Raw genomic sequence first — 23,787 nt, forward strand, 5'->3', positions numbered from 1 at the left:
ATGGGATCCGTGCACAGCGCCCCTGTGCACGGATCCCATGATCACGCTCGGTGGGGGTTGACGGTATGACCTGACAACTCGCTAGCATCGCCGCGCGGCGCCGCAGCGCTCCCGCACGATCTCGACGACGAGGAGCCCCTCCGGTGACCAGTCCCGCCACGCCCGTGCGCATCGCCCTCGTCGGCAGCGGCCGGATCGGCCAGGTGCACGCCCTGAGCATCCACCGCGCCGAGGGCGCCGTGCTGCAGGTCGTCGCCGACCCGTTCATCTCGGGGGCGGCGTCCGTGGTCGAGCGCTTCGGCGGACGCGCCACCACCGACGCCCTCGAGGCCATCACCGCCGACGACGTCGACGCCGTCGTGGTCGCCTCCCCCACCTCCACGCACGTCGACCTGATCGCCGCCTGCCTCGACGCCGGCAAGCCGGTGCTGTGCGAGAAGCCGATCGACCTCGACACCGCCCGCGTCGACGGCCTCCGCGCCCGTGCGGCCGCCGCCGGCACGCCCGTGGCCCTCGGTTTCAACCGGCGCTTCGACCCGCACTTCGCCGAGCTCCACCGCCGCGTCACCGCCGGCGAGGTGGGCCCGCTGGAGCAGCTGACCATCATCAGCCGCGACCCCGCACCCGCCCCCGAGGACTACATCAAGGTCTCCGGCGGCATCTTCCGCGACATGACCATCCACGACTTCGACACCGCGCGCTGGTTCGTGCCCGACGTCGTCGCCGTCACCGCGGTGGGCCTGCGGCAGTTCTCCGACGTCATCGCGAAGCACGACGACTTCGACGGCGCCGTCGTCACCCTCGTCGGAGCGGGCGGGCAGTCGGTGACCATCACCAACTCCCGCCACTGCGCCGCCGGCTACGACCAGCGCCTCGAGGCCACCGGCCCGCTGGGCACGCTGAGCGTCGGCAACGTCACCGACACCCTGGTCCGCTCGTCCAACGGCACCTCGGGCGACGCCGGCGCGGCCTTCCAGACGTTCTTCCTGGAGCGCTACAGCCAGGCGTACTCCGCCGAGCTCGAGGCCTTCCTCGTGGCCGTCCGCGGCGGAGAGATGACCAACCCGGGCTACGAGGACGGGCGCGCCGCGCTCCTGCTCGCCGACGCCGCCGGGGTCTCGGCCCGCGAGGGCCGGACCGTGCGCGTCGACCTCACCGCCTGACACCCGTGGCCCACGCCGCCGGCGCGCCGGAGCTCGTCGCCACCTGCTGGACCTCGGCGGGCGACGTGCTGCCGGCGGCTCCCGACGAGCGCAGCCCCCTGCCGCTGGCCGACCGCGTGCGCGCCGTCGCCGCCAGCGGCTGGGTGGGCCTCGGCCTGCTCCACGCCGACCTCGCCCCGCTCGGCGCCGACGGCCTGGCCGAGCTGGCCACCCTGCTGCACGAGAGCGGTCTCCGCCACGTCGAGGTCGAGCTGCTCGACGGCTGGTGGGGCGACGACGACGCGTGGCGCCCGCGGTGGGAGCTGCTGCTCGCGGCGGCGCGCGCCCTCGGTGCCGCGTCCGTGAAGGCCACGCCCCCGCCCGCGGAGCACCCGAGCGCGGGGCAGCCGGACCTGCTGGTCCCGCGCCTGCGGGCCCTCGCCGCCGAGGCGGCCGACGCCGGCACCCGCCTCGCCCTCGAGCCCCTGCCCTGGACGGCCGTGAGGAGCATCCCCGCGGGCGCTGACCTGGCGCGCGCCGTCGACCACGCGGCGTTCGGGCTGTGCGTCGACGCGTGGCACGTCTTCCGCGCCGGCACCACCCTCGACGAGCTCGCCGCCAGCCTCGCGCCGGGCCCTGCTGGCCTGGTGGTCGGGGTCGAGCTCGACGACGCCGACGCCGAGGTGGTGGGCACCCTCTTCGAGGACACGCGCGACCACCGCCGCTACTGCGGTGAGGGCGTGTTCGACCTGCCCGGCCTGGTGCGCGTGCTGCGCGACGCCGGGTACGACGGGCCCTGGGGCGTCGAGGCCCTGTCGGCCGAGCACCGCGCGACCCCCCTCGAGCCGGGCCTGGTGCGTGCCCGCGACGCCGCGCTCGCCGTCCTGTCCCGCTCCTGACCCACCCCTCACACCCGCCCCCCAGACCCGTCCCTCAGACCCGCAGCACCAGACCCCGGAGGACCCCCCGTGACCGACCTGAAGATCGCCGGTGCGCCCATCACCTGGGGCGTGTGCGAGGTGCCCGGCTGGGGCGCCCAGCTGCCCGTGGAGCGCGTGCTGCGCGAGATGGTGCAGCTCGGCCTCACCGCCACCGAGTTCGGGCCCGAGGGCTTCCTCCCCGTGGAGCCGGCCGACCGCGCCGCGGCCCTGCGCGCGAGCGGCCTGGAGGCCGCGGGCGGGTTCGTGCCCGTCGTCCTGCACGACCCCGAGCGCGACCCCCTGCCCGCGCTGCGCTTCGAGCTCGAGGCGTTCGTCGCCGCGGGTGCCGGCGTCGTGGTCCTGTCCGCCGACTCGGGGCTCTCGGGGTACGACGAGCGCGTCGAGCTCGACGAGACCGGCTGGTCCACCCTGCTGACCAACCTGGGCCGCGCCCGCGACGCCGCCGCGGAGGTCGGCGTCCTCGCCGTCCTGCACCCGCACGTGGGGACGCTCGTGGAGTCGCGCGCCGACGTCGAGCGCGTGCTCGACGGCACCGACGTGGGCCTCTGCCTCGACTCCGGACACCTGCTCATCGGCGGCACCGACCCCGTCGAGCTGGCTCGCGACCACGCGGCGCGGATCCGCCACGTGCACCTCAAGGACGTGCACCTGCCCACCGCGCAGCGCGTGCGTGACGGCGAGATCACCTACTACGAGGCGGTGCAGCAAGGCCTGTACCGCCCGCTGGGCCAGGGCGACGTCGACGTGCGCTCGCTGCTGCAGTCGCTGCTGGGCGCCGGGTACGACGGCTGGTTCGTGCTGGAGCAGGACACCGTGCTCCAGCTGCTGCCGGAGGAGGGCGAGGGCCCGGTGGCCGACGCCGGCGCCAGCGCCGAGCACCTGCGCTCCCTGGCGGCCGAGCTCGCCTGAGGTCACCTGACCTCGTCCTGGACGGGCGGCGGTCACCGGCGTGCCAGGCTGCGCCGGTGACCCGCCCGCCGACGATCCGCGACGTCGCCGCCCGCGCCGGGGTGTCGAAGTCGCTGGTGTCCCTGGTCATCAACGGCTCACCCCTGGTGCGCGACGAGAAGCGCGCTGCCGTCCTGGCGGCCGTGGAAGAGCTGGGGTTCCGGCCCAGCGCCACGGCCCGCCACCTGACCACGCGCCGCACGGGGGCGGTGGGCGTGCTGGTCACCGACCTGCGCAACCCCTGGTACGCCGACGCCCTCGACGCCGTCCACGCCCGGCTGCACGCCGCGGGTGCCACGATGCTGCTGGGTGACGCCCGCCTCGACGCCGCGGCCGAGGGGCGCGTGCTCCACACCTTCGTGGACCTGCGCCTCGACGGACTGGTGCTGGTGGGCTCCCTCGAGCCGACGCCGGCCGTGCTCGACGCCGCCCAGCGCCTCCCCACCGTGGTGGCGGGGGCCCGCGACGTCGACCTGCCCGGCGTCGACGTCAGCGTGCAGGACGACGACGCCGGAGCCCGGCTCGCCACCGGCCACCTGCTCGCCCTGGGGCACCGGCGCCTGGCGCACCTGGCGGGTGCGTCCGGGGCCGTGATGCGGGTCCGCGAGGAGGGCTTCGAGGCCGCCGTCGCCGCGGCGGAGGGGGTCCGGGGTGAGGTGGTGCGGACGGCCATGACCGAGGACGCCGGCTACCTCGCGGCGCTCGAGCTGCTGAGCCGCTCCGAGGAAGACCGGCCCACGGCGGTCTTCGCCGCCGCCGACGTCGCGGCGCTGGGGGTGCTGCGCGCCGCGGCCCAGTGCGGGCTGCGGGTGCCCGAGGACCTGTCCGTGGTCGGCTTCGACGACGTGCCGCTGGCGCGCCTGCCCGGCACGGCCCTGACCACGGTCGACCCGAGCAGCGCCGCGGTGGGGGCCACCGCCGTCGACCTGCTCATGGACCGGGTGGCAGACCCGGGCCGCGAGCGGCGGGTCGAGGTGGCGCCCACGTCGCTCGTCGTCCGCCGGACCACCGCGCCCCCGCGCACCTGACCCCAGCCCCAGCCCCAGCCCCAGCCCCAGCCCTCCTCGACGATCATGCACCTCCGCGCCACGTCGCTCGCCACCCCTCCGCGGTGTGGCGCTCAGGTGCGTGATCGTCGCGGAGGAGGTGGCAGCGGGTGCCGGGGCGTTGACGCGGCAGCGGGCCAGGCCCCACGATGAGACCTGTTTGGACCGGTCCAAAGACGTGAGGGGTCAACGGTGACGGCAACGGCGTCGCGCCCGCTGGGTGTGGCTGTGGTGGGCTTCGGCTGGATGGGGCGGGTGCACACCCAGTCCTACGCGCGGGTGGTCCACCACTACCCCGACCTGGGCGTGCGCCCCGAGCTGGTGGTGGTGGCCGACGAGGTGCCCGGCCGTGCCGAGGCCGCCGCCGCCCAGTACGGCTTCGCGAGCGCCGCGCTCGACTGGCGCGCCGCGGTCGCCGACCCGCGCGTCGAGGCCGTCAGCGTGACGGCCCCCAACTTCCTGCACCGCGAGATCGGCGAGGCCGTCGCCGCGGCGGGCAAGCACCTCTGGATCGAGAAGCCGGTCGGGCTGTCCGAGGCCGACGCCGTCGCGGTGCGCGACGCCGTGGCCGCCGCCGGGGTGCGCTCGGCCGTGGGCTTCAACTACCGCTGGGCGCCGGCCGTCCAGGCCGCGCGCCAGATGCTCACCGAGGGTGCGGTCGGCGAGGTCGAGAGCATCCGCGTGCGCCTGCTGTCCGACTACGCCGCCGACCCCTCGGGGGCGCTCAGCTGGCGCTACTCCCGCGAGCGCGGGGGTGCCGGGGTGCTGGGCGACCTCGCCTCCCACGGCGTCGACCTGGCCCGCTACCTCGTGGGCGACCTCGCCGCCGTCGTCGCCGACACCGCGGTGTTCATCCCGCAGCGCGCCGTCCCCTCGGGAGCCACCTCCGGGCACCAGCGCGTGGAGCTCGGCGCGGACACGGCCGTGGGCGACGTCGAGAACGAGGACGCCGTCACCGCCCTGCTGCGCTTCACCTCGGGAGCCCGCGGGGTCCTCGAGGCCAGCCGCGTGGCGGTGGGCGAGCAGAACTCCTACGGGTTCGAGGTGGCGGGCACGCGCGGCGCGCTGCGCTGGGACTTCCGGCGCATGGGCGAGCTGTCGGTCTCGTCCTCGGCGCTCGCCGGCGGCGGCACCGCCTACCAGGACGCCCCGACGCAGACGCTGTTCGTCGGCCCCGGCGCCGGTGACTACGCCGCCTTCCAGCCGGGCGCGGCCACGTCGATGAGCTACGACGACCTCAAGGTGGTCGAGGCCGCCCGCTTCCTGCGCTCGGCCGCTGACCCGTCGCTGGCCCCCGACCTCGGCCCGGCGACCCTCGACGACGCCGTGGCCAGCGCCGCGGCGCTCGACGCGATGAGCCGCTCGGTGGACTCCGGGGCGTGGGAGCGCCTCTCATGAGCACCCGCGCGGGCGCCGACGGCGTCGTCCGCGTCGGGGTGGTCGGCACCGGGGTGATGGGCACCGACCACGCCCGGCTGCTGGCCCGGTCGGTCTCCGGGGCGGTGCTCACCCGGGTGACCGACCTCGACGCCGGGCGAGCGGAGGCGCTGGCCGCCGAGCTGGGCGCCGGCACGAGCCCTGACGGGCCGTCGCTGGTGGTCGACCCGGAGGTCGACGCCGTCGTCGTCGCCTCCGCCGACGCCACCCACGCCGCGCTGGTGCTGGCCGCCGCGGCGGCGGGCAAGCCGGTGCTGTGCGAGAAGCCGCTGGCCCCGACCCTGGCCGAGGCGCGCGACGTGGTCGCGCAGCTGGAGCGCGACGGCACCGACCACCTCGTGGCCCTGGGCTTCATGCGGCGCTTCGACCCCGCCCACGTCGAGCTGCGCGCCGCGCTGCACGAGGGGGCGGTGGGCGCTGCGCTCGTCGTCCACGGGACCAGCCGCGGGGTCACCGCCGGTCCGGGCGCCACGAGCGAGAGCAGCATCACCGGCTCCTTCGTGCACGAGGCCGACTCGGTCCCGTGGCTCCTCGGCTCTCCCGTGGCCGAGGTGTCGTGGCAGGCGCCGCGCCGCAGCTCCGAGGCCGCCGAGGGGCTGCACGACCCGCAGCTGCTGCTCCTGCGCACGGCGGACGGCGTGCTGAGCACCGTCGAGGTCTTCCTCAACGCCCGGTACGGGTACGACATCCGCTGCGAGGTGGTGGGCGAGCGCGGCGCGCTGGCCCTCGCCGAGAGCACCCACGTGGTCGCCCTCACCACGCGCTCGACGGGCCTGGTGCGCTCCAGCGGGTTCGCCGCCGACTGGCGGCCGCGCTTCGCCGACGCCTACCGGCTCGAGCTGCAGGCCTGGGTGGACGGCACCAGGCGCGGCGCGCGGCACCCGCTACCCGGCGCGACGGGGGCACCGGCGCTGGCCACCGCCCGCGACGGCCTCCGGGCGGCAGCGGTGTGCGACGCCGCGATCCGCTCGATGCGCGACGGGGGCTCCTGGACGGCCGTGGAGGTCCCGGCGTGAGCGCCGCGGCCTCGCGCGCGCTGCCGACGGCGCTGCCCGAGCCCCGCACCCCCGACCCGCTCGAGGCCCCCTCCCTGCGGTGGGGCGTCATGGGCACGGGGTGGATCGTCGAGCGGTTCGTCACCGCGGTCACCCGCAGCACCGGCCAGCGCTTCACCGCGATCGGCTCGCGCAGCGGCGACCGCGCCCGCGCCGCCGCCGACCGCCTCGGCGTCGCGCGGGCCCACGGCAGCTGGGCCGAGCTCGTGGCCGACCCGGAGGTCGACGTCGTCTACGTCGCCACCGGCCACGCCGACCACCTCGCCGGGGCGCTGGCGGCCCTCGAGGCGGGCAAGGCCGTGCTGGTCGAGAAGCCCCTCGCCCTCGACGCCGCGGAGGGCCAGCGCATCGCCGACGCCGCCCGCGCCGCGGGGGTCTTCTGCGCCGAGGCCCTGTGGAGCGCCTACCTGCCGCGCTGGGACGTCGTGCGCCAGCTGCTCGACGACGGCGCGCTGGGCGCCGTCAGCGCCGTCGACGCCGACCTGGGCGAGCACTTCGACCCCGGCCACCGGGTGTTCGACCCCGCGCAGCACGGCGGGCCGCTGCTCGACCTGGCCACGTACCCGCTGGCGCTGGCCACCTGGGTGCTCGGCGACGCCACCGGCGCCGCCGCCGTGGGCGTCCCCCACCCCAGCGGCGTGCTGTCGCAGGTCAGCGCTGTGCTGACCCACGAGCTGACCCACGAGCTGTCCCACGGGAAAGCTCTCTCGACCGTCCACACCACCCTGCTCGGCGACACCCCGACGGCCGCCCACGTGGTGGGCGAGCGGGCCACGCTGCGCCTGCCCGGGCCGTTCTACGCCTCCGGCGACGTGGTGCTCGTGCCCGCCGGCGGCTCGGGCGCCCGGCCCGACCCGGTGGTGCGCCGCGAGCCCGAGACCGGGCACGCGGGCCTGTTCTGGCAGGCCGCGGAGGTGGCGCGCTGCGTGGCCGCCGGGCTCACCGAGACACCGCTGCGCCCCCTCGAGCACTCCCTGTCGACCCTGCGCGCGCTCGACGCCGTGCGCGCCGCCACCCGCACCGCCCGCAGCACCGCCCGCAGCACCCCCCGAAACGACACCCCGGAGGAACCCCGTGCCTGACCTGTCCCGACTCACCCTCGGCACCGCCCCCGACTCCTGGGGGGTGTGGTTCCCGCAGGACGACCACCAGGTGGGCTGGCAGCAGTACCTCGACGAGATCGCCCGCGCCGGCTACTCGCACACCGAGCTGGGCCCGCAGGGCTTCATGCCGCAGGACCCGTCCCAGCTGCGCGACGAGCTCGCCGCCCGCGGCCTCACCGTCGTCGGGGGCACCGTCTTCGCCGGGCTCCACAAGGGCGCCGAGGCGCTGGCGCAGGCCAAGGAGGCCTTCGGCCGCGAGGCGCGCCTGCTGGCCGCGGTCGGGGCCAGGCACCTCGTGCACCTGCCGGAGCAGTGGACCGACATGCACACCGGCGCGGCCGTGCAGGCCGCGGACGTCGACCCCGAGGGGTGGCAGAACCTCGTCCGGGGCACCGACGAGCTGGCGCGCTTCCTGCTGGAGGAGCACGGCGTGGAGCTGGTCTTCCACCCCCACGCCGACACGCACGTCGACACCCAGGAGCGCATCGAGGCGTTCCTCACCGACACCGACGCGTCCGTGGTGAACCTCTGCCTCGACACCGGCCACGTCTCCTACTGCGGCGGCGACAACCTCCAGCTGGTGGAGCGCTTCGGCGAGCGGGTGACCTACGTGCACCTGAAGTCGGTCGACCCGGAGGTCCGCGCGCACGTGGCCGCCGAGCAGCTCTCGCTGGCCGAGGCCGTGCAGCTCGGCGTGATGTGCGAGCCGTGGGCCGGCGAGCCGGAGATGCCGCCGTTCCTGGCGGCCCTCGCCGACGTCGCCCGCACCCACGACCGCGACATCTTCACCGTGGTGGAGCAGGACCTCTACCCCGTCGCACCCGACGTGCCGCTGCCGATCGGCGCGCGCACCGCCGGGTACTACGCCGGCTGCGGCCTGGGCCCGGTGGCCCACTGGCGCGGCACGCGCTCGCGCCCGGACGTCGCCTCGGCGTAGCCGTGGGGCGCGGGACGCCCGTCGTCACCGAGGTTGACGAACACGACCTCGTCGATGGTGACGATGGGCTCCCGCGTCACGACGTTGCGCACCTCGGCGCGCATCGTCAGCGACGACCGTCCGAAGCGGGTGGCCCGCAGGCCCAGCTCGACCAGGTCTCCCAGCCGCGCGGAGGCCACGAACTCCACCGACGACATGAACTTGGTGACCACGCGGGGGTTGCCCAGCTGGAGGATGGCGAAGATCGCCGCCTCCTCGTCGACCCAGCGCAGCACGCTGCCGCCGAAGAGCGTCTCGTTCGCGTTGAGGTCCTCGGGGCGCACCCACTTGCGGGTGCGGAACTCCAGCCCCCCGGACTCGGACTCGGACTCCAGCGCCGGAGTTTGTCCTGACATATGAGGAGGTTAGCGGTCGACGCCCCTCGACGGAAGACCCGAGACGACGGCGGGTGAGCCGCAGGTCCAGACCTCGGCCCCACCGCGCAGCTCACCGCACCAGCGCGGCCCCGCGGGCCAGGCGACGTCGTCGCGCAGCGCGTGGCCGTGCTCGTCGACGAGGGGCAGGCGCACCGAGTGGACGAGCGCCGTCCACGGCTCCCCCGCGTCGACGCGGGCCATCGCCGCGACGCCCGTGTCCGCCCGGTCCTGCAGCGCCAGGACGGCGAGGGGGGAGTCGGTGGCGAGGACCCCGAGGGCCGGCCCCTCGCCGGCCCGGGACGAGAACGGCGCCACCCAGAGCGTGCGACCGCGAGACGCGCCGGTGAAGCGGGCCATCACCTCGGCGAGCACCGACGCGTCGTCATCGCCGTCGACCGAGGCCCCGTGAGCCGCTGCGGCGTCCGCGTCCCACCGGGCGCGCAGGGCGGGCACGAGCAGGTCGACGAGCGGGCGGGAGGAGAGGTCGTGCCCGCCTCCCACCCCGGGTGCCGCCTGCAGGGCGCCGTGCCTGACCCCCGTGGTGCCCAGCCGGTGCCGCTGGGCGCGGGAGCCGTCGACCAGCTCGGCCCGGTCTGCGCGGACGACCCTGCGCACGGCTGCCTCCCAGGTGCGGGGGTCGCGGGGCTCGGCGCCGGCGGTGGTGCTGTCGGCGCTGCGCTGGGCGAGGGCGGTCATGCGATCTCCTCTGGTCCGGTACCGGAGGTCAGAGGATGGGGGCGGGCGAGGGCTCGCAGCGCGAGCCGTGCACGTGGAGATCGCCGGTTCTTGACGCCGGGTCAAGAGGCGGCGGGGTCAGGCGCCTGGGACCGGAGGACGCACCGCGATGCCGAAGGCTGCCTCGGCGTCGGGGTGGTGCCGCGGCACGCGGTCGCGGGCGTAGGTGACCTCGGTGAACCCGTGCGGCGTGGGCCTGCCCTGCTCGTCGAGGACGACGAACACGATCTCGTCGATGGTGACGATGCGCTCGCGGCTGACCATGTTGCGGACCTCGCCGCGCAGGGTCAGCGACGTGCGGCCGAACCGCGTGACGCGCAGGCCGAGCTCCACCAGGTCTCCCAGGCGCGCAGGGGCCTCGAAGACGGCCGAGGAGATCAGCTTGGTGACCACGCGGTGGCTGCCGAGCTGGAGGATCGCGTAGATCGCGGACTCCTCGTCGACCCAGCGCAGCACGCTCCCCGCCGAGGTGGAGCCGTTCGCGTTCAGGTCCTCCGGGCGCACCCACTTGCGGGTGCGGAAGCTGATCGGCGCGACCTCGTCGCCAGTCCCTCCGGGTGCGGACACGACGGCGACGCTACCCGCCGCGCTCCGGAGGCGGAGCGCCCACCTCCCCGCCGACGATCACCGCGAGGAGGTGGCGACCCCGGGCCCGACGGGGAGGCTGACGTCCGCCTCCCGGCCCGGCGGCAGGGGCGCCGGGGTCCCCACCGGACGTCAGCGCCCCCGCGCCGTGTGGCGCGGGGCGCGTGACCGTCGCGGAGGGGGCCGGCCCCGCCGGGCGGGGTCAGCGGACGGGGGTGAGGACCTCGAGGCCTCCCATGAACGGGCGCAGCGCCTCGGGCACGCGCACCGAGCCGTCGGGCTGCTGGTGGTTCTCGAGGATGGCGACCAGCCAGCGCGTCGTCGCCAGCGTCCCGTTGAGGGTGGCGACGGGGCGGGTGGAGCCGTCGTCCCCGCGCTCGCGCACCGACAGGCGGCGCGCCTGGAAGGTGGTGCAGTTCGAGGTGGACGTGAGCTCGCGGTAGCGGCCCTGCGAGGGCACCCAGCCCTCGCAGTCGAACTTGCGGGCGGCGCTGGTGCCGAGGTCTCCGGCGGCCACGTCGATGACGCGGTAGGGCACCTCGACGGCCTCCAGCACCTCCTCCTCCCAGCCCAGGAGGCGCTCGTGCTCGGCGGCGGCGTCCTCGAGGCGGGCGAAGCTGAACATCTCCACCTTGTGGAACTGGTGGACGCGGATGATGCCGCGGGTGTCGCGGCCGTGGCTGCCGGCCTCGCGGCGGTAGCAGGCCGACCAGCCCGCGTACCGCCTGGGGCCGGCCGACAGGTCGAGGATCTCGTCGGCGTGGTACCCGGCGAGCGCGACCTCCGAGGTGCCCACGAGGTACAGGTCGTCGGCGGCGAGGCGGTAGACCTCGTCGGCGTGCTCACCGAGGAAGCCGGTGCCGGCCATGACCTCGGGCTTGACCAGCGTCGGGGTGATCATCGGGGTGAAGCCGGCCTCGACGGCCTTCGCCACGGCGAGGTTCAGCAGCGCCAGCTCGAGGCGCGCGCCCACGCCGGTGAGGAAGTAGAACCGCGACCCCGAGACCTTCGCGCCGCGCTCGACGTCGATGGCGCCGAGCAGCTCGCCCAGCTCCAGGTGGTCCTTCGGCGACTCGATCTCGGGCTTGTCGCCGACCTCGCGCAGGACGACGAAGTCGTCCTCGCCACCGGGGGGCGCGCCCTCGACGACGTTGGCCAGCGAGCGGATCAGCCGGTCGTACTCAGCCCCCTGGACCTCGGCCTCCGCGGCAGCGGCCTTGGCCTGCTCGGCCAGCTCCTTGGCGCGCGCGAGCAGGGCGGTCTTCTCGTCGCCCCTCGCCTGCGCCACCTGCTTGCCGAGCGCCTTCTGCTCGGCCCGCAGCCCCTCGGAGGTGGTCATCGCGGCGCGGCGGGCGGTGTCGGCCGCCAGGACGGCGTCGACGACGCCCTCGTCGGCTCCGCGGGCGCGCTGGCTGGCGCGCACCGCCTCCGGGTCGTCGCGCAGGAGGCGCACGTCAATCACGCGGACGAGACTACTGGCGGTGCCGCGCGGGTCACACGCAGATAACGTGCCCGCCGTGACGACCACCGAGACCATCTCCCTGGTCGTCGCGCTCCTCGCGCTCGTGCTGGCGACGATCTCGACCATGGTGGCGGTGCAGCTGCGGCGCAGCATCGCCGAGCGGATCGCCCAGCGGGCCGCGTCGCTGGAGCGCTCCGTCCCCGACCGGCGCCCGCTGGCCGCCGTCGTGGTGAACCCGACCAAGGTCGGTGACATCGGCGGCGTGCGGACCGCCCTGGACCGGGCCTGCCGCGACCTGGAGTGGCGCGAGCCGCTCTGGCTGGAGACGACCGTCGCCGAGCCCGGCACCAGCCAGGCGCGGCGCGCGCTGGCGGCCGGCGCCGACGTCGTCGTCGCCTTCGGCGGCGACGGGACCGTGCGCCGCGTGGCCTCCGTGCTGGCCGGCACCGGCACGCCCCTGGGCCTCGTGCCCGCCGGCACCGGCAACCTCCTGGCCCGCAACCTCGACGTGGTCACCTCGCGGGCCGCCGAGATCGCCCCCGACGACGTCGAGGCGGCGATGCGCGTGGTGCTCTCGGGCATCGACCGCCGCATCGACGTCGGGTGGATCAGCGTGGAGCGCCCCGGCCGGCCGGAGCCCGACGCCGAGGAGTGCTTCCTGGTCATGGCGGGCATGGGGTTCGACGCGCAGATCATGGCCGGCACCCCCGAGGCCCTGAAGGCGAAGGTGGGACCGGCCGCGTACTTCGTCTCCGGCCTGCGGCAGTTCAACGGCGACCGCGTCCGCATGGACATCACCGTCGACGGCGTGCCCCACCGCCGCCGGGTCCGCACCGCCGTCGTCGGCAACGTCGGCCGGGTCCAGGGCGGGCTCGCGCTCATGCCCGACGCCGAGGTCGACGACGGCTACCTCGACCTGCTCGCCATCGGCCCCCGCGGCGTGGTCGGCTGGCTCGACGTCGCCGGGCGCGTCATCACCCGCCGCACCTGGGGCGACCAGCGCCTGGCCCACTGGCGCGGCCAGCGCATCGACCTGGTCGCCGAGGTGCCGCAGGAGGCGCAGATCGACGGCGACACCATCGGCGAGGCCACCGCGATGCGCGTGCGCGTCGACGAGCAGGCGCTGGTGGTCCGGGTCTCCAGCCGCGCCACCCGGCGCCCCCTGCGGGCCAAGGCCCGCATCGCCCGCGCCCTGCCCCGCTGACGCGGCCCTGACCTGCCGCTGACCCGGCGCTGACCCGCCGGCGTCAGCCCCGGCGGGGCTCCCCGGCGTCGAGCAGCTCACCCAGCCACGAGCGGGCCGCGGTGAAGTCGGCGTCGGCGGTGCCGGCCGGGGCCTGCGGCGCGAGGCCGTCGGCGCGGGGTAGGAGCCGAGGTAGCGCACCTGGGGGCAGACCCGGTGCAGGCCCATCAGCGCCTCACCCACCCGCGGGTCGGCGATGTGGCCCTCGCAGTCGAGGGAGAACGTGTAGCGGCCCAGCGCCGTGCCGATCGGCCGCGACTCGATGCGCGTCAGGTTCACCCCGCGGGTGGCGAACTGCTCCAGCAGCTCCAGCAGGGCTCCGGAGCGGTCCTCCGCCAGGTGCGCCACCACGGTGGTCTTGTCGGTGCCGGTCGGCGCCGGGGGCGGGGCGGGGCGGCTGACGACGACGAAGCGGGTGACCGCCCCGTCGTTGTCGGCGACGTCCTCGGCGAGCACCTCCAGGCCCGCGGCGGCCGCGGCGGGCGCCGCGCACAGCGCCGCGTCGTAGGGGGCGGCCCCGGGCGCGCTCGAGGCGAGCGCCTGCGCGGCGGCCGCCGTCGACAGCGCGGGCACGGTCGTGGCGGCGGGCAGGTGCTGGGCCACCCAGCCCCGGCACTGGGCGAGGGCGTGGGGGTGGCTGCCCACCCGGGTGACGTCCTCCAGCCGGGTGCCGGGGCGGGCGGCGAGCACGAAGGCCACGGTGACCAGCACCTCGGCGCGGATCGACAGGGGCCGCCCGGCGCCGAGCGCGTCGAGGGTGGACGTGACGCCGCCCTCGACCGAGTTCTCGATGGGCACCACGGCCAGGTCGGCCTCACCGGCACGGACGGCGGCCAGCGCGGCGTCGACGCTCGGGACGGCGACCCGCTCGGCGCCCTCGGCCCCGGGCGCCCGGGTGGCGGCGAGCTCGGTGAAGGTGCCGGAGGGCCCGAGGTAGACGACGCGGAGCGGGGGTCGGCTGTCGGGCGAGCTCACGGCCGCACGGTACCGACCCCGCGGCCGGGCCCCGAGCCCCCGAGCCCCGCGGCCCCGCCCTCGGCGTCAGGCGACGGCGGGCACCGCGCCGTCGACGACGGCCCACACCGTGCGCCGCCCGTCGGCGTCGAGGCTGGTGCCCCAGCGCCGGGAGAGCTCCTCCACGATCCGCAGGCCGCGCCCGCAGGTGGCGAGGGGGTCGGCGTCGTGGGCCTCGACCGGCTGACGCTCGCCCGGGCCGGAGGGGCCGCCGCCGTCGACGACCTCGACCACCACGCCCTCGTCACCCACCCCCCAGCGGACCAGCAGCCCGCCGTCGAGGGGGGCGCCGTGGCGCACGGCGTTGCCGACCAGCTCGCTGGTGACGACGGCGACGTCGTCGGCGACGGTCTCGGCGCGCGGGTCGCGGCGCAGGTCCTCGCGCAGGGCGCGCCGGACCGCGGAGACCTCCGCCGGCTCGTGGCGCACCCGCAGGCACCGCAGCGTGCTGGCTGGCACCTCGACGGTGACCGGCACGGTGCTCTCCCCTCGTGGACCCGCGCGCTGCCGGGGCACCGCGCTGACCACTGATCTTTACCCGTCAGGGCGCGGACGAAACCGGTGGTGGTCCGTCCGGGGCGGCTGTCAGCCGTTCGGTCCGCCCGGGGCCGCCGGGCGGACCGACCCCGCGTCGAGCAGCACCTTGCCCACCGCTCCGCCCTCGACGGCCGCGTGGGCGGCGGCCGCCTCCTCCAGGGGCAGCACGGTGAGCGGCAGGCCCGCCTCGCGGCCCGCGCGGACCGCACCCGCTGCGACGGCGGCGGCCACGTCCTCCACGGCGGCGGCCTTGGCCGCGGCCGGCGCCGAGTAGACGAGCACGAAGTGCCACTGCGCGTTGAGGGCCATCTGCTCGCGCAGCGGCACGGTCAGCGACTCCCCGGGTGACCCCGCGTACAGCGCGACGGCCCCGTGCTGGGCCACGACCCGCGCCGTGGTCGCGGCGTTGGCGCCGGAGACCTCGACGACGACGTCGGCGCCCCCGGGCGCGGCGGCGCGGACGCGCCCGACGACGTCCTCGCGGCGGTAGTCGATGACGACGTCGGCGCCGGCCGCGGCGGCGAGCTCGCCCTTCTCCGGGCCGGAGACCGTCGTCAGCACCCGCGCCCCCGCCCACGCGGCGAGCTGGACGGCCGCGTTGCCCACGGCCCCCGCCCCGCCCTGGACCAGCACGGTGCGGCCGGCGAAGCTGCCCGGCGCGACCCGCGACGGGGCCGACTCGCCGAGGGTGAGGCAGCGGTGGGCCGTGATGAAGGGGATGCCGAGCGCCGCGCCCAGCTCCAGGGGGGCCTCGTCGGGCAGCGGGACCACGCGCTCGGCGAGCACCAGCACGCGCTCGGCGGCCGTGCCCCAGGGGCGCCCGGCCGCGGCCTCCCAGGCCCAGACCCGGCGCCCCGCGAGCGCCGGGTCGACGCCGTCACCGACCGCCTCGACCACGCCGGAGCCGTCCTGGCCGGGCACCTGCCAGCCCGCGGGCGGGGCGGTGGTCGAGCGGACCTTCCAGTCGGTGGGGTTGACCCCGGAGAAGGCCACCCGCAGGAGCACCTCGCCGGGACCGGGCGGGGGGACCTCGCGCTCGACCAGCTGCAGCACCTCGGCGCCACCGGCGCGCTCGTAGACCACCGCTCTCACGGGGACATCCTGCGCGGCACGGGGCGGTCGGTCGACCGGGGGCGCGATGATGGTCCGGTGGACGCGGGAGGGCAGGACGGTGCTGCGGCGGACGGCTCGACGAGCGGTCCGGGGAGCAGCGCGGCGGGTGGCATCCGCACCCAGGTGCGGGTCAGCGTCGTCCCGCTGACGTGCGCGCGCTGCAAGCTGCCCGTCCCGGCGGGCCAGCGGCACCTGCGGCACGTCGACACGCGCGCCGTGCCCGCCGTGAGCTTCGTGGAGTGCGCCGAGTGCGCCCGGCGCGCCGGGCGCTCCGGCCCGCTGGACGCCCGGCCGGAGGGCCGCCGGGCCCTGTGACCCGGCGGCTGCCGACCAGCGGCGGACGGCCTCAGACGACGCGCGGCTCCGAGCCGTCCTCGGAGACCACGGGGCGGCCGGCGTCCTGCCAGGCCCCCATGCCGCCGTCGACCACGACGGCGTCGTAGCCGTTCTGCTGCAGCCACGCCGCGGCGCGCGCGGCGCGGCCGCCGGCGCGGCACAGGACCTGCAGCTCGGCGTCGTCGGGCAGGTCGCCCAGGCGGGAGGGCAGGTCGCCGAGCGGCACGTGCAGGGCGCCGGGGGCGTGGCCGGCGTCCCACTCGTCCTGCTCGCGCACGTCGAGCAGCACCGCCCCCTCCGGGACGTCGGCGGCGGTCACGACGGGTGCGGGCTCGCTCATGCGGGGGTCTCCAGGCTCTCGGAGGTGGGCTCGTCGTCACCAGACTGCGCCACGGCCTCGACGCGGATGCGGGAGGGGCGGCGGCCGTCGACCTCGACCACGGTGAAGCGGTGCCCGAGGTCGGTGACCTCGTCGCCGCGGCCGGGCAGCCGGCCCAGCGCCGTCATGACGAAGCCGGCCAGGGTCTCGTAGGGCCCGTCGGGCAGCTCCAGGCCGGTGGCCTCGTGGACCTCGTCGCGGTGCAGCAGCCCGTCGAGCTCGACCGGGCCGGAGGCGCCGCCGCGCGACCACCGGGGCTCGCCGCCGCGCAGGTCGTACTCGTCCTGGATCTCGCCGACGAGCTCCTCGACCAGGTCCTCCAGGGTCACGATGCCGTCGGTGCCGCCGTACTCGTCGACGACGACGGCCAGGTGGCGGCCGCTGCGCCGCATCTCCGACAGCGACGGCAGGAGGGTCTTGCTCCCCGGGAGCATCGCCACCGGGCGGACCAGGTCGCGCACCGTGCCGCCGGTGCGCCGGTGGACGCTGGTGAGCAGGTCGCGGACGTGCACGAAGCCGAGGACGTCGTCGGATGACTCCCCCGTCACCGGGTAGCGGGAGTGCGGCTGGTCCTCGACGACCAGGGCGGCCTCCTCCAGGGGCAGGTCGGCGGCGAGGAAGTCGACCTCGGTGCGCGGGACCATCACCTCCGACAGGCGGCGGTCCGCCGCCTCGAAGACGTCGGTGACGATGCGGCGCTCGTCGTCGTCCAGCTGCTCGTGGCTGCTGACCATCTCGCGGAGCTCCTCCTCGGAGACCTCCTCGCGGGTGGCCTTCGGGTCGAGCCCGATGAGGCGGCCCACCGCGTCGGTCGAGCGGCCGAGCAGCCACACCACCGGGGTCGTGACCGTGGCGATCCGGTCGAGCACGGGCGAGACGACGAGCGAGACGCCCTCGGAGCGCTGGAGCGCGAGGCGCTTGGGCACGAGCTCACCGAGCACCAGCGACACGTAGGTCACCAGGGCGGTCACGACGACGAGCGCCACCACGTCGGCCACGCCCTGCGACAGCCCGAGGGACACCAGCCAGGGCGCGACGACGACGGCGATCTGGCTGCCTCCGAACGCCGAGGCCAGGAAGCCCGACAGGGTGACGCCGATCTGCACGGCGGACAGGAACCGGTTGGTGTCGCCGGTGAGCCGCTCCACGGCGGTGCCGCGGCCGCCCCGCGCGGCCATCGCCCGGACCTGCCCCTCGCGCAGGGACACCACGGCCAGCTCCGAGCAGGAGAAGAACCCCCCGATGAGCACCAGCACGACGACGACGGTGACGTTCAGGAGCAAGCCGGGATCCACGGCTCCAGTCTGGCCGAGCGGACGGCCGCTGACCCGTCGGCCGGCACCCGTTCGCCGCCACCCCCGTGACCACCCCCGTGACCACCCCCGTGGTCGGCCCGGGGGTCAGCGCAGGAACTTGGACGTGCGCCGGTCGGCCAGCGGCTGGCCACCGGTCTGGCAGGTGGCGCAGTACTGCAGCGACCTGTCGGCGAAGGACACCTCGCGGACCACGTCGCCGCAGACGGGGCAGGCCTCGCCGGTGCGGCCGTGCACGCGCATGCCGGCGCGCTTGGCGTCCTTGAGCTGGCTCGCGGGCTTGCCCGCCGCCGCGGCCACCGCCTCGCCGAGCACGCCCTTGAGCGAGGCGAACAGGCGGGAGACCTGGTCGTCGTCGAGCTTGCCGGAGACCGCGAACGGCGAGATCCGCGCGGCGTGCAGCACCTCGTCGCTGTAGGCGTTGCCGACGCCCGCCAGCACCGACTGCTCGCGGAGCAGCCCCTTCACCTGCTGGCGGGACCCGGCGAGCAGGGCCTGCAGCGCCTCGACGTCGAAGGAGTCCTCCAGGGGGTCCGGCCCGAGGGAGGCGATGGCGGGCACCTGGGCCGGGTCGCGGACCACGTGCACGGCGAGCCGCTTCTGGGTCCCCTGCTCGGTGAGGTCGAAGCCCGGCCGCGGCTCGGGGCCCACCGCGGGACCGTCCTCGCCGCCGTCGTCGAGGTCCTCGAAGCGCACCCTCAGCGCCAGCGGGCTCTTGCCCGGGCGCACCGGCGTGGTCGGCAGCTGCTCGGACCACCGCAGCCAGCCCGCCCGGGCGAGGTGCACCACCAGGTGGAGGCCGTCGCAGTCGACGTCGAGCCACTTGCCGTGCCGGGTCACCCCCGTCACCGGCAGGCCCGCGAGCGCGGTGGGCGGCGGGTCGAAGGTCTTCAGGACGTTGATCGCCGCGACGTCGACGGCGGCCACGACGGACCTGTCGACCAGGCGCCGGCGCAGGGAGCCCGCGAGGGCCTCGACCTCGGGGAGCTCGGGCACCCGTCCAGCCTGGCACCGGGGGGCGCCGCGGGCCGCCCAGCGCTCGCAGCCTCCCCCGTCCGGGCCCACGATCGGGACGTGCGTGCGGGGCTGCTCCAGGGAGAGGGCGAGCAGGAGCGCGCCGGCGGGGTGGTGCTGGCCTCGCCGCAGGGCCGGGCGGTGCTGGGGGCGTCGGTCTGCGGCTCCGCCGTCGCCTTCCTCGACGTGCAGGTGGTGGGGGTGGCGCTGCCGACCATCGGCCGGGAGCTGGGGGCGGGGCTCGGGGTCCTGCAGTGGACGGTCAACGCGTACACGCTCGCGCTGGCCGCCCTGGTGCTGCTGGGCGGCTCGCTGGGTGACCGGTTCGGGCTGCGGCGGGTGTTCACCACCGGGGTGGTGTGGTTCGCGCTCGCCTCGCTGGCGTGCGCGGTGGCGCCGTCGGCCGGGGCGCTGGTGGCGGCGCGGGCGGTCCAGGGCGTGGGGGCGGCGCTGCTGACGCCGGTGTCGCTGGCGCTGCTGCAGTCGGTGCTGCGCCCGCGGGACCGGGCCCGCGCCATCGGGCTGTGGTCGGGGACGACGACGCTGGCGACCGTCGCGGCTCCGGTGGTCGGCGGGGCGCTGGTGGCCCTCGACTGGCGGCTGGTGTTCGCGCTGAACGTCCCCGTGGCCGCTGCGGCGGTGGTCCTGGCCCGCAGGGTCCCCGCCGACCGTCCCGCTCGCGTGCCCGGCCCCCGGGGGCGGGCGCTCCTGTCGCTCGACCTCGGCGGCGCCGCGCTCGGGGCGCTCGCCCTGGGAGCGGGCACGTGGGCGCTCATCACCGCAGGAGGCTCGGGCGCCTCCCCCGCGGTCCTGGCGTCGGGGGCGGCCGCCGTCGTCCTGGTTGCGGTGTTCGTGCTGCACGAGCGGCGCCTGGCCCGCCGCGGGGCCTCGCCGGTGGTGCCGCCGGCGCTCTTCGCCGACCGCACGTTCTCGGTCGCCAACGGCTACACGCTGCTGGTCTACGCGGCGCTGTCGGGGATGGGCCTGCTGCTCGCCCTCCAGCTGCAGGTGTCCCTCGGGTACAGCCCGCTGCAGGCGGGCCTGGCCTCGCTCCCCTCGTCGCTGCTGCTGGGGGTGCTGTCGGGGCGGGCCGGGCAGCTGGGCCAGCGGCTCGGCGTGCGCACGATGCTCACCGCCGGCGCAGCGCTGGGGGCCTGCGGCCTGGCGCTCCTGTCCGGGGCCTCCCCCGGTGACGCGTACGCCGCGGCGGTGCTGCCGGGGGTCCTCGTCATGGGGCTGGGCTTCTCGGCGCTGGTGGCGCCGCTGACCGCCGGGGTGCTGGCGGCGGCCCCGCAGGAGCTGGCGGGTGCCGCCTCCGGGGTCAACAACGCCGTCGCCCGCACCGCCGGGCTGCTGTCGGTGGCCGCGCTGCCGGTGCTGGTGGGCCTGTCCGGGGAGGCCTACACCGACCCCGAGCTGCTGACCGCCGGGTACCGCGCGGGGATGCTCGTGTGCGCGGGGCTGGTCGCGGCGGCCGCCGTGCTGGCGGGGGTGCTGCTGCCGCGCCGCGCGGGGCCGACGACGGGCGGGACGGCCCCGGCTGCGGGAGGGTGAACCGCATGGCTGGAGCACCCGGCGGACTGGTCCGCCCCCGGAACGGCAAGATCATCGCCGGCGTCTGCGCCGGCCTGGCACGGCGCTGGGGCGTGCGCCCCTCGCTGGTGCGGCTGCTGGCCGTGCTGTCGTGCCTGCTGCCGGGGCCGCAGTTCGTCGCGTACGTCGTGCTGTGGGTGGTCATGCCGAAGGAGCGGTGACCTTCACGGGCGGAAGGTCCCGTCCGGCGTTGCGCCGCCCCCGGGCGCCGCGGTGGGATGGCGGGCATGCACCCCCGCGCCGGCCAGCAGGCCCGCCCCGAGGACCTCGTCGACGTCGACGCCCTCCTGGCCGCCTACTCCGAGAAGCAGCCCGACCCGTCCGACCCGGGGCAGAGGGTCGTGTTCGGCACCTCCGGCCACCGTGGCTCGAGCCTCGACAGCGCCTTCAACGAGGCGCACATCCTGGCCACCACCCAGGCGATCGTCGAGCACCGCGCCGCGCAGGGCGTGACGGGTCCGCTCGTCATCGGCCGCGACACCCACGCGCTGTCCGAGCCGGCCTGGCGCTCGGCGCTGGAGGTGCTGGTCGCCAACGGCGTCGACGTGCTCGTCGACTCGCGCGACGGCTACACGCCCACCCCCGCCGTCTCCCACGCCATCCTGCGGCTGAACGCCCAGGGCGCCGCGGGCGGTGCTGACGGGATCGTGGTCACGCCGTCCCACAACCCGCCGCGCGACGGCGGCTTCAAGTACAACCCCCCGAGCGGCGGCCCGGCCGGGTCCGACGCCACCTCCGCCATCGCGGCCCGCGCCAACGAGCTGCTCGAGCGCGGCCTGGACGGCGTGCAGCGCGTCTCCTTCGACGAGGCCCGCGGGCGGGTCGGTGAGTACGACTTCCTCGACCTCTACGTCGACGACCTGCCCAGCGTCCTCGACCTGGAGGCCGTGCGGCGCGCGGGCGTCCGCATCGGCGCCGACCCGCTGGGCGGCGCGAGCGTCGGCTACTGGGGCGAGATCGGCGCGCGGCACGGCCTGGACCTGACCGTGGTGAACCCCGAGGTCGACCCCCGCTGGGCGTTCATGACGCTCGACGGCGACGGCAAGATCCGCATGGACTGCTCCTCGCCCAACGCCATGGCGTCGCTGCGCGGGATCATGAGCCCCGGCGGCGAGGGGGCCGGGGGGCGCGCGCCGTACGACATCGCCACGGGCAACGACGCCGACGCCGACCGCCACGGCATCGTCACGCCCGACGGCGGCCTGATGAACCCCAACCACTACCTCGCGGTGGCGATCTCCTACCTGTTCGCCCACCGCCCGGGCTGGGGCTCGGGCGCCGCCGTCGGCAAGACCCTGGTGTCCTCGTCGATGATCGACCGCGTCGTCGCCTCGCTCGGCCGCCGCCTGCTCGAGGTCCCGGTCGGCTTCAAGCACTTCGTGCCCGGACTGCTCGACGGGTCCGTCGGCTTCGGCGGCGAGGAGTCCGCCGGCGCCTCCTTCCTGCGCCACGACGGCACCACCTGGACCACCGACAAGGACGGGATCCTCCTGGCGCTGCTGGCCAGCGAGATCCAAGCCGTGACCGGCCGCAGCCCCAGCGAGCTGTACGCCGAGCTGGTCTCCCAGCACGGCGACCCGGCCTACGCCCGCGTCGACGCCCCCGCCTCCCGCGAGCAGAAGGCGCGCCTGGCGAAGCTCTCGCCGTCGGACGTCACCGCGAGCTCCCTGGCGGGCGAGGAGATCACCGCGGTGCTCACCGAGGCCCCCGGCAACGGGGAGTCGATCGGCGGCCTGAAGGTCGTCACCGAGAACGCCTGGTTCGCGGCGCGACCCTCCGGCACCGAGGACGTCTACAAGATCTACGCCGAGTCGTTCAAGGGCGCCGACCACCTCGCGCAGGTGCAGGAGGAGGCCCGCGAGGTGGTGGGCAAGGCCCTGGGCGGGTGACAGACTGCAGCGGGTGCGTCACTCACACGGGGGTCGTCCCTCGCGCCTGACGCGGTGGCTCGCCCCGGCGCTGCTCGGGGCGGCCATCGTCGCGCTCGACTGGTTCCAGGACACGGGTGTCCAGTACCCGGGCATCCTCGTCGCCGTCCCGCTGCTGGCGGCCGTCCTCGGTGGGCCGCTGGCGACCGCAGGGGCCGGCGTGGTCGCGGTGGCGATGTCGTACGGCATCGGGCTGGCCGAGCACCTGCGCGGCGAGTACGCCGAGCCGAACGGCGCGGTGGCCATCACGCGCCTGGGGTTCATCGCCGCCATGACGGTCATCGGGGTGGTGGCCTCGCAGATGCGCACCCGCAGCGAGCGCGACGCCGGCCAGGTGGCGGCCGTGGCCGACGCCGCCCAGCTGGCGATCCTCGAGCCCCCGCCGCGCGCCGTGGGGGGCCTGAGGTGCGCGAGCGCCTACCGCTCCTCCACGCAGCTGGCCCGCATCGGCGGCGACCTGGTCGCCGTCGTCGAGACCCCGCAGGGCGTGCGCGCCCTGGTCGGTGACGTGCAGGGCAAGGGCCTGGAGGCCGTGCGCCTCGCGGGGTACGTGCTCGGCAGCTTCCGCGAGCGCGCTCACGACGACGTCGCCCTGTCCGAGCTCGCCGAGGCGCTCGACAGGACGGTGCGCCGCGCCTCCCTCGGCCAGGAGGTGTTCGTCACCGCCGTGCTCGTGCAGGTCGACGGCGCGACGGGTGAGCTGCAGGTCGTCTCGTGCGGGCACCCGGCCCCCTTCGTCGTGGCCCCGTCACCCGCGGGCGCCCCGGCGCGGGCCGCGGAGCTGCCGGTCGAGCCCGGTCCGCCGCTGGGACTGCTGGAGCTGACCGGCACCCCCGAGGTCCTGACCCACCGGCTCCGCCCGGCCGACCGGCTGGTGCTGGTCACCGACGGGGTGCTGGAGGCGCGCCGGCCGCGGCTGCTGTCCCGGGAGGCCACGGGACCGTTCGTCGACGCCGAGGAGCTGCTCGGCGAGCACCTGGGCCGCGGGTCGATGACGGAGGGCCTGGACGGCGTGGTCCAGGGCCTCACCCGCTGGACCCGAGGGCGCCTGCGCGACGACCTCGCCGTGCTGGTGCTCGAGCGCCCGCTGGGGCTGCCTCAGGAGCGCAGGTCCGGTGCCTCGCCGACGGGGCCGTCGGGGCCGTCGGGGTCGACGGCGGGGCCGGTGCCCTCCTCCCGCTGAGTGCGCGGGTCCATCGGGGCGCGGGCGCGCCAGGCGGCGCTGCCGACGGCGTAGCCGGCGACGGGCACGGTGAACAGCTGCAGCGCGGCGGCCACCAGGAGCACGAGCACGGCGTCGAGGCCCGGGGCGAGCACCGCGGTGCCGAGCAGCACGAGGACCAGGCCGAGGGCCGCCGCCTTGGTGACGGCGTTCGCGCGCAGGTAGGCGTCGGGCAGCCGCAGCAGGCCGAGCGCACCCACGGCGACGAGCGCCACGCCCAGCACCACGAGGAGCTGCCCGACGACGCCGAGCGCTCCTCCGGTGAGCTGGTGGGTCGTCCCGGCCATC

General features: G+C 76.4%; 24 protein-coding genes and 1 pseudogene. 14 read left to right on the forward strand and 11 right to left on the reverse strand.

The window, feature by feature from the left end; genetic code table 11:
• Nucleotides 1-143: 143 nt before the first annotated feature.
• From F1641_RS23445 to F1641_RS16430, 8 genes are all read left to right on the forward strand, one after another.
• Nucleotides 144-1,163 carry a Gfo/Idh/MocA family oxidoreductase gene (locus F1641_RS23445; RefSeq protein ID WP_194907357.1) on the forward strand — a complete coding sequence of 340 codons (1,020 nt, stop codon included), beginning with the start codon at nt 144-146 and terminating at the stop codon, nt 1,161-1,163.
• Nucleotides 1,164-1,168: 5 nt separating this feature from the next.
• Complete coding sequence (locus F1641_RS16400; protein WP_194907359.1) at nt 1,169-2,041, forward strand: sugar phosphate isomerase/epimerase; 873 nt, start codon at nt 1,169-1,171, stop codon at nt 2,039-2,041.
• A gap of 69 nt (nt 2,042-2,110) precedes the next feature.
• Entirely contained in the window at nt 2,111-2,992 is an 882-nt protein-coding gene (locus tag F1641_RS16405; protein ID WP_194907361.1) for a sugar phosphate isomerase/epimerase, read from the forward strand.
• 56 nt (nt 2,993-3,048) lie between these two features.
• A complete protein-coding gene (locus F1641_RS16410) occupies nt 3,049-4,059 on the forward strand; it encodes a LacI family DNA-binding transcriptional regulator (RefSeq protein ID WP_194907363.1) in 1,011 nt (336 codons plus the stop codon).
• Nucleotides 4,060-4,293: 234 nt separating this feature from the next.
• Nucleotides 4,294-5,475, forward strand: coding sequence for a Gfo/Idh/MocA family protein (locus F1641_RS16415; RefSeq protein ID WP_255514981.1), 1,182 nt, complete (start codon nt 4,294-4,296; stop codon nt 5,473-5,475).
• Nucleotides 5,472-6,530: a Gfo/Idh/MocA family oxidoreductase gene (locus tag F1641_RS16420; protein ID WP_194907365.1), complete on the forward strand. Its 1,059-nt coding sequence runs from the start codon at nt 5,472-5,474 to the stop codon at nt 6,528-6,530. The genes F1641_RS16415 and F1641_RS16420 overlap by 4 nt, the downstream gene beginning before the upstream one ends.
• Entirely contained in the window at nt 6,527-7,651 is a 1,125-nt protein-coding gene (locus F1641_RS16425; RefSeq protein WP_206691324.1) for a Gfo/Idh/MocA family protein, read from the forward strand. The genes F1641_RS16420 and F1641_RS16425 overlap by 4 nt, the downstream gene beginning before the upstream one ends.
• Nucleotides 7,644-8,609, forward strand: a complete 966-nt coding sequence (locus F1641_RS16430; RefSeq protein WP_194907366.1) for a TIM barrel protein — start codon at nt 7,644-7,646, stop codon at nt 8,607-8,609. The genes F1641_RS16425 and F1641_RS16430 overlap by 8 nt, the downstream gene beginning before the upstream one ends.
• Here F1641_RS16430 and F1641_RS16435 read toward each other — a convergent pair.
• The 4 genes from F1641_RS16435 to serS all read right to left on the reverse strand — a co-directional run bounded on the left by F1641_RS16435 (nt 8,534) and on the right by serS (nt 11,807).
• Nucleotides 8,534-9,004: an acyl-CoA thioesterase gene (locus F1641_RS16435; RefSeq protein WP_194907367.1), complete on the reverse strand. Its 471-nt coding sequence runs from the start codon at nt 9,002-9,004 to the stop codon at nt 8,534-8,536. The genes F1641_RS16430 and F1641_RS16435 overlap by 76 nt on opposite strands.
• A gap of 9 nt (nt 9,005-9,013) precedes the next feature.
• Complete coding sequence (locus F1641_RS16440) at nt 9,014-9,721, reverse strand: hypothetical protein (RefSeq protein WP_194907369.1); 708 nt, start codon at nt 9,719-9,721, stop codon at nt 9,014-9,016.
• A 117-nt stretch (nt 9,722-9,838) separates the two neighbouring features.
• Nucleotides 9,839-10,327, reverse strand: coding sequence for an acyl-CoA thioesterase (locus F1641_RS16445; RefSeq protein ID WP_194907370.1), 489 nt, complete (start codon nt 10,325-10,327; stop codon nt 9,839-9,841).
• A 220-nt stretch (nt 10,328-10,547) separates the two neighbouring features.
• Nucleotides 10,548-11,807 carry a serine--tRNA ligase gene (gene serS, locus F1641_RS16450; RefSeq protein WP_194907371.1) on the reverse strand — a complete coding sequence of 420 codons (1,260 nt, stop codon included), beginning with the start codon at nt 11,805-11,807 and terminating at the stop codon, nt 10,548-10,550.
• Between the two features lie 55 nt (nt 11,808-11,862).
• On the opposite strand from serS, the gene F1641_RS16455 reads away from it, so the two are divergent.
• Nucleotides 11,863-13,011: a diacylglycerol kinase family protein gene (locus F1641_RS16455; protein WP_206691326.1), complete on the forward strand. Its 1,149-nt coding sequence runs from the start codon at nt 11,863-11,865 to the stop codon at nt 13,009-13,011.
• 43 nt (nt 13,012-13,054) lie between these two features.
• Here the strand turns inward: F1641_RS16455 and pheA are convergent.
• The 3 genes and pseudogenes from pheA to F1641_RS16470 all read right to left on the reverse strand — a co-directional run bounded on the left by pheA (nt 13,055) and on the right by F1641_RS16470 (nt 15,693).
• Nucleotides 13,055-14,025 (reverse strand): annotated as a pseudogene (pheA, locus tag F1641_RS24020) (prephenate dehydratase).
• A gap of 66 nt (nt 14,026-14,091) precedes the next feature.
• Nucleotides 14,092-14,541: an ATP-binding protein gene (locus F1641_RS16465; protein ID WP_194907372.1), complete on the reverse strand. Its 450-nt coding sequence runs from the start codon at nt 14,539-14,541 to the stop codon at nt 14,092-14,094.
• 108 nt (nt 14,542-14,649) lie between these two features.
• A complete protein-coding gene (locus tag F1641_RS16470; RefSeq protein WP_194907373.1) occupies nt 14,650-15,693 on the reverse strand; it encodes an NADPH:quinone reductase in 1,044 nt (347 codons plus the stop codon).
• A 57-nt stretch (nt 15,694-15,750) separates the two neighbouring features.
• On the opposite strand from F1641_RS16470, the gene F1641_RS16475 reads away from it, so the two are divergent.
• Nucleotides 15,751-16,029, forward strand: a complete 279-nt coding sequence (locus tag F1641_RS16475; RefSeq protein ID WP_194907374.1) for a hypothetical protein — start codon at nt 15,751-15,753, stop codon at nt 16,027-16,029.
• Between the two features lie 31 nt (nt 16,030-16,060).
• Here the strand turns inward: F1641_RS16475 and F1641_RS16480 are convergent, their stop codons facing one another.
• The 3 genes from F1641_RS16480 to F1641_RS16490 form a co-directional block, all read right to left on the reverse strand.
• Entirely contained in the window at nt 16,061-16,390 is a 330-nt protein-coding gene (locus tag F1641_RS16480; RefSeq protein ID WP_194907375.1) for a rhodanese-like domain-containing protein, read from the reverse strand.
• Entirely contained in the window at nt 16,387-17,724 is a 1,338-nt protein-coding gene (locus F1641_RS16485; RefSeq protein WP_206691327.1) for a hemolysin family protein, read from the reverse strand. The genes F1641_RS16480 and F1641_RS16485 overlap by 4 nt, the downstream gene beginning before the upstream one ends.
• Nucleotides 17,725-17,829: 105 nt before the next feature.
• Nucleotides 17,830-18,738: an Fpg/Nei family DNA glycosylase gene (locus F1641_RS16490; protein ID WP_194907376.1), complete on the reverse strand. Its 909-nt coding sequence runs from the start codon at nt 18,736-18,738 to the stop codon at nt 17,830-17,832.
• Between the two features lie 78 nt (nt 18,739-18,816).
• On the opposite strand from F1641_RS16490, the gene F1641_RS16495 reads away from it, so the two are divergent.
• The 4 genes from F1641_RS16495 to F1641_RS16510 all read left to right on the forward strand — a co-directional run bounded on the left by F1641_RS16495 (nt 18,817) and on the right by F1641_RS16510 (nt 23,460).
• Nucleotides 18,817-20,310: an MFS transporter gene (locus F1641_RS16495; protein WP_194907377.1), complete on the forward strand. Its 1,494-nt coding sequence runs from the start codon at nt 18,817-18,819 to the stop codon at nt 20,308-20,310.
• A 5-nt stretch (nt 20,311-20,315) separates the two neighbouring features.
• Complete coding sequence (locus tag F1641_RS16500; RefSeq protein ID WP_194907378.1) at nt 20,316-20,510, forward strand: PspC domain-containing protein; 195 nt, start codon at nt 20,316-20,318, stop codon at nt 20,508-20,510.
• A gap of 66 nt (nt 20,511-20,576) precedes the next feature.
• Nucleotides 20,577-22,238 (forward strand): phosphoglucomutase (alpha-D-glucose-1,6-bisphosphate-dependent), encoded by a 1,662-nt coding sequence (gene pgm, locus F1641_RS16505; RefSeq protein ID WP_194907379.1) that lies wholly within the window; start codon nt 20,577-20,579, stop codon nt 22,236-22,238.
• A 13-nt stretch (nt 22,239-22,251) separates the two neighbouring features.
• Nucleotides 22,252-23,460: a PP2C family protein-serine/threonine phosphatase gene (locus tag F1641_RS16510; protein WP_194907380.1), complete on the forward strand. Its 1,209-nt coding sequence runs from the start codon at nt 22,252-22,254 to the stop codon at nt 23,458-23,460.
• On the opposite strand, the gene F1641_RS16515 is transcribed toward F1641_RS16510, so the two are convergent.
• Complete coding sequence (locus F1641_RS16515) at nt 23,376-23,786, reverse strand: monovalent cation/H(+) antiporter subunit G (RefSeq protein ID WP_194907614.1); 411 nt, start codon at nt 23,784-23,786, stop codon at nt 23,376-23,378. The two genes, F1641_RS16510 and F1641_RS16515, sit on opposite strands and share 85 nt — an antisense overlap.
• Nucleotide 23,787: the final 1 nt, after the last annotated feature.

This window comes from Quadrisphaera sp. INWT6 (genome assembly GCF_015390235.1).
In the GTDB taxonomy this organism is placed as follows: domain Bacteria; phylum Actinomycetota; class Actinomycetes; order Actinomycetales; family Quadrisphaeraceae; genus Quadrisphaera.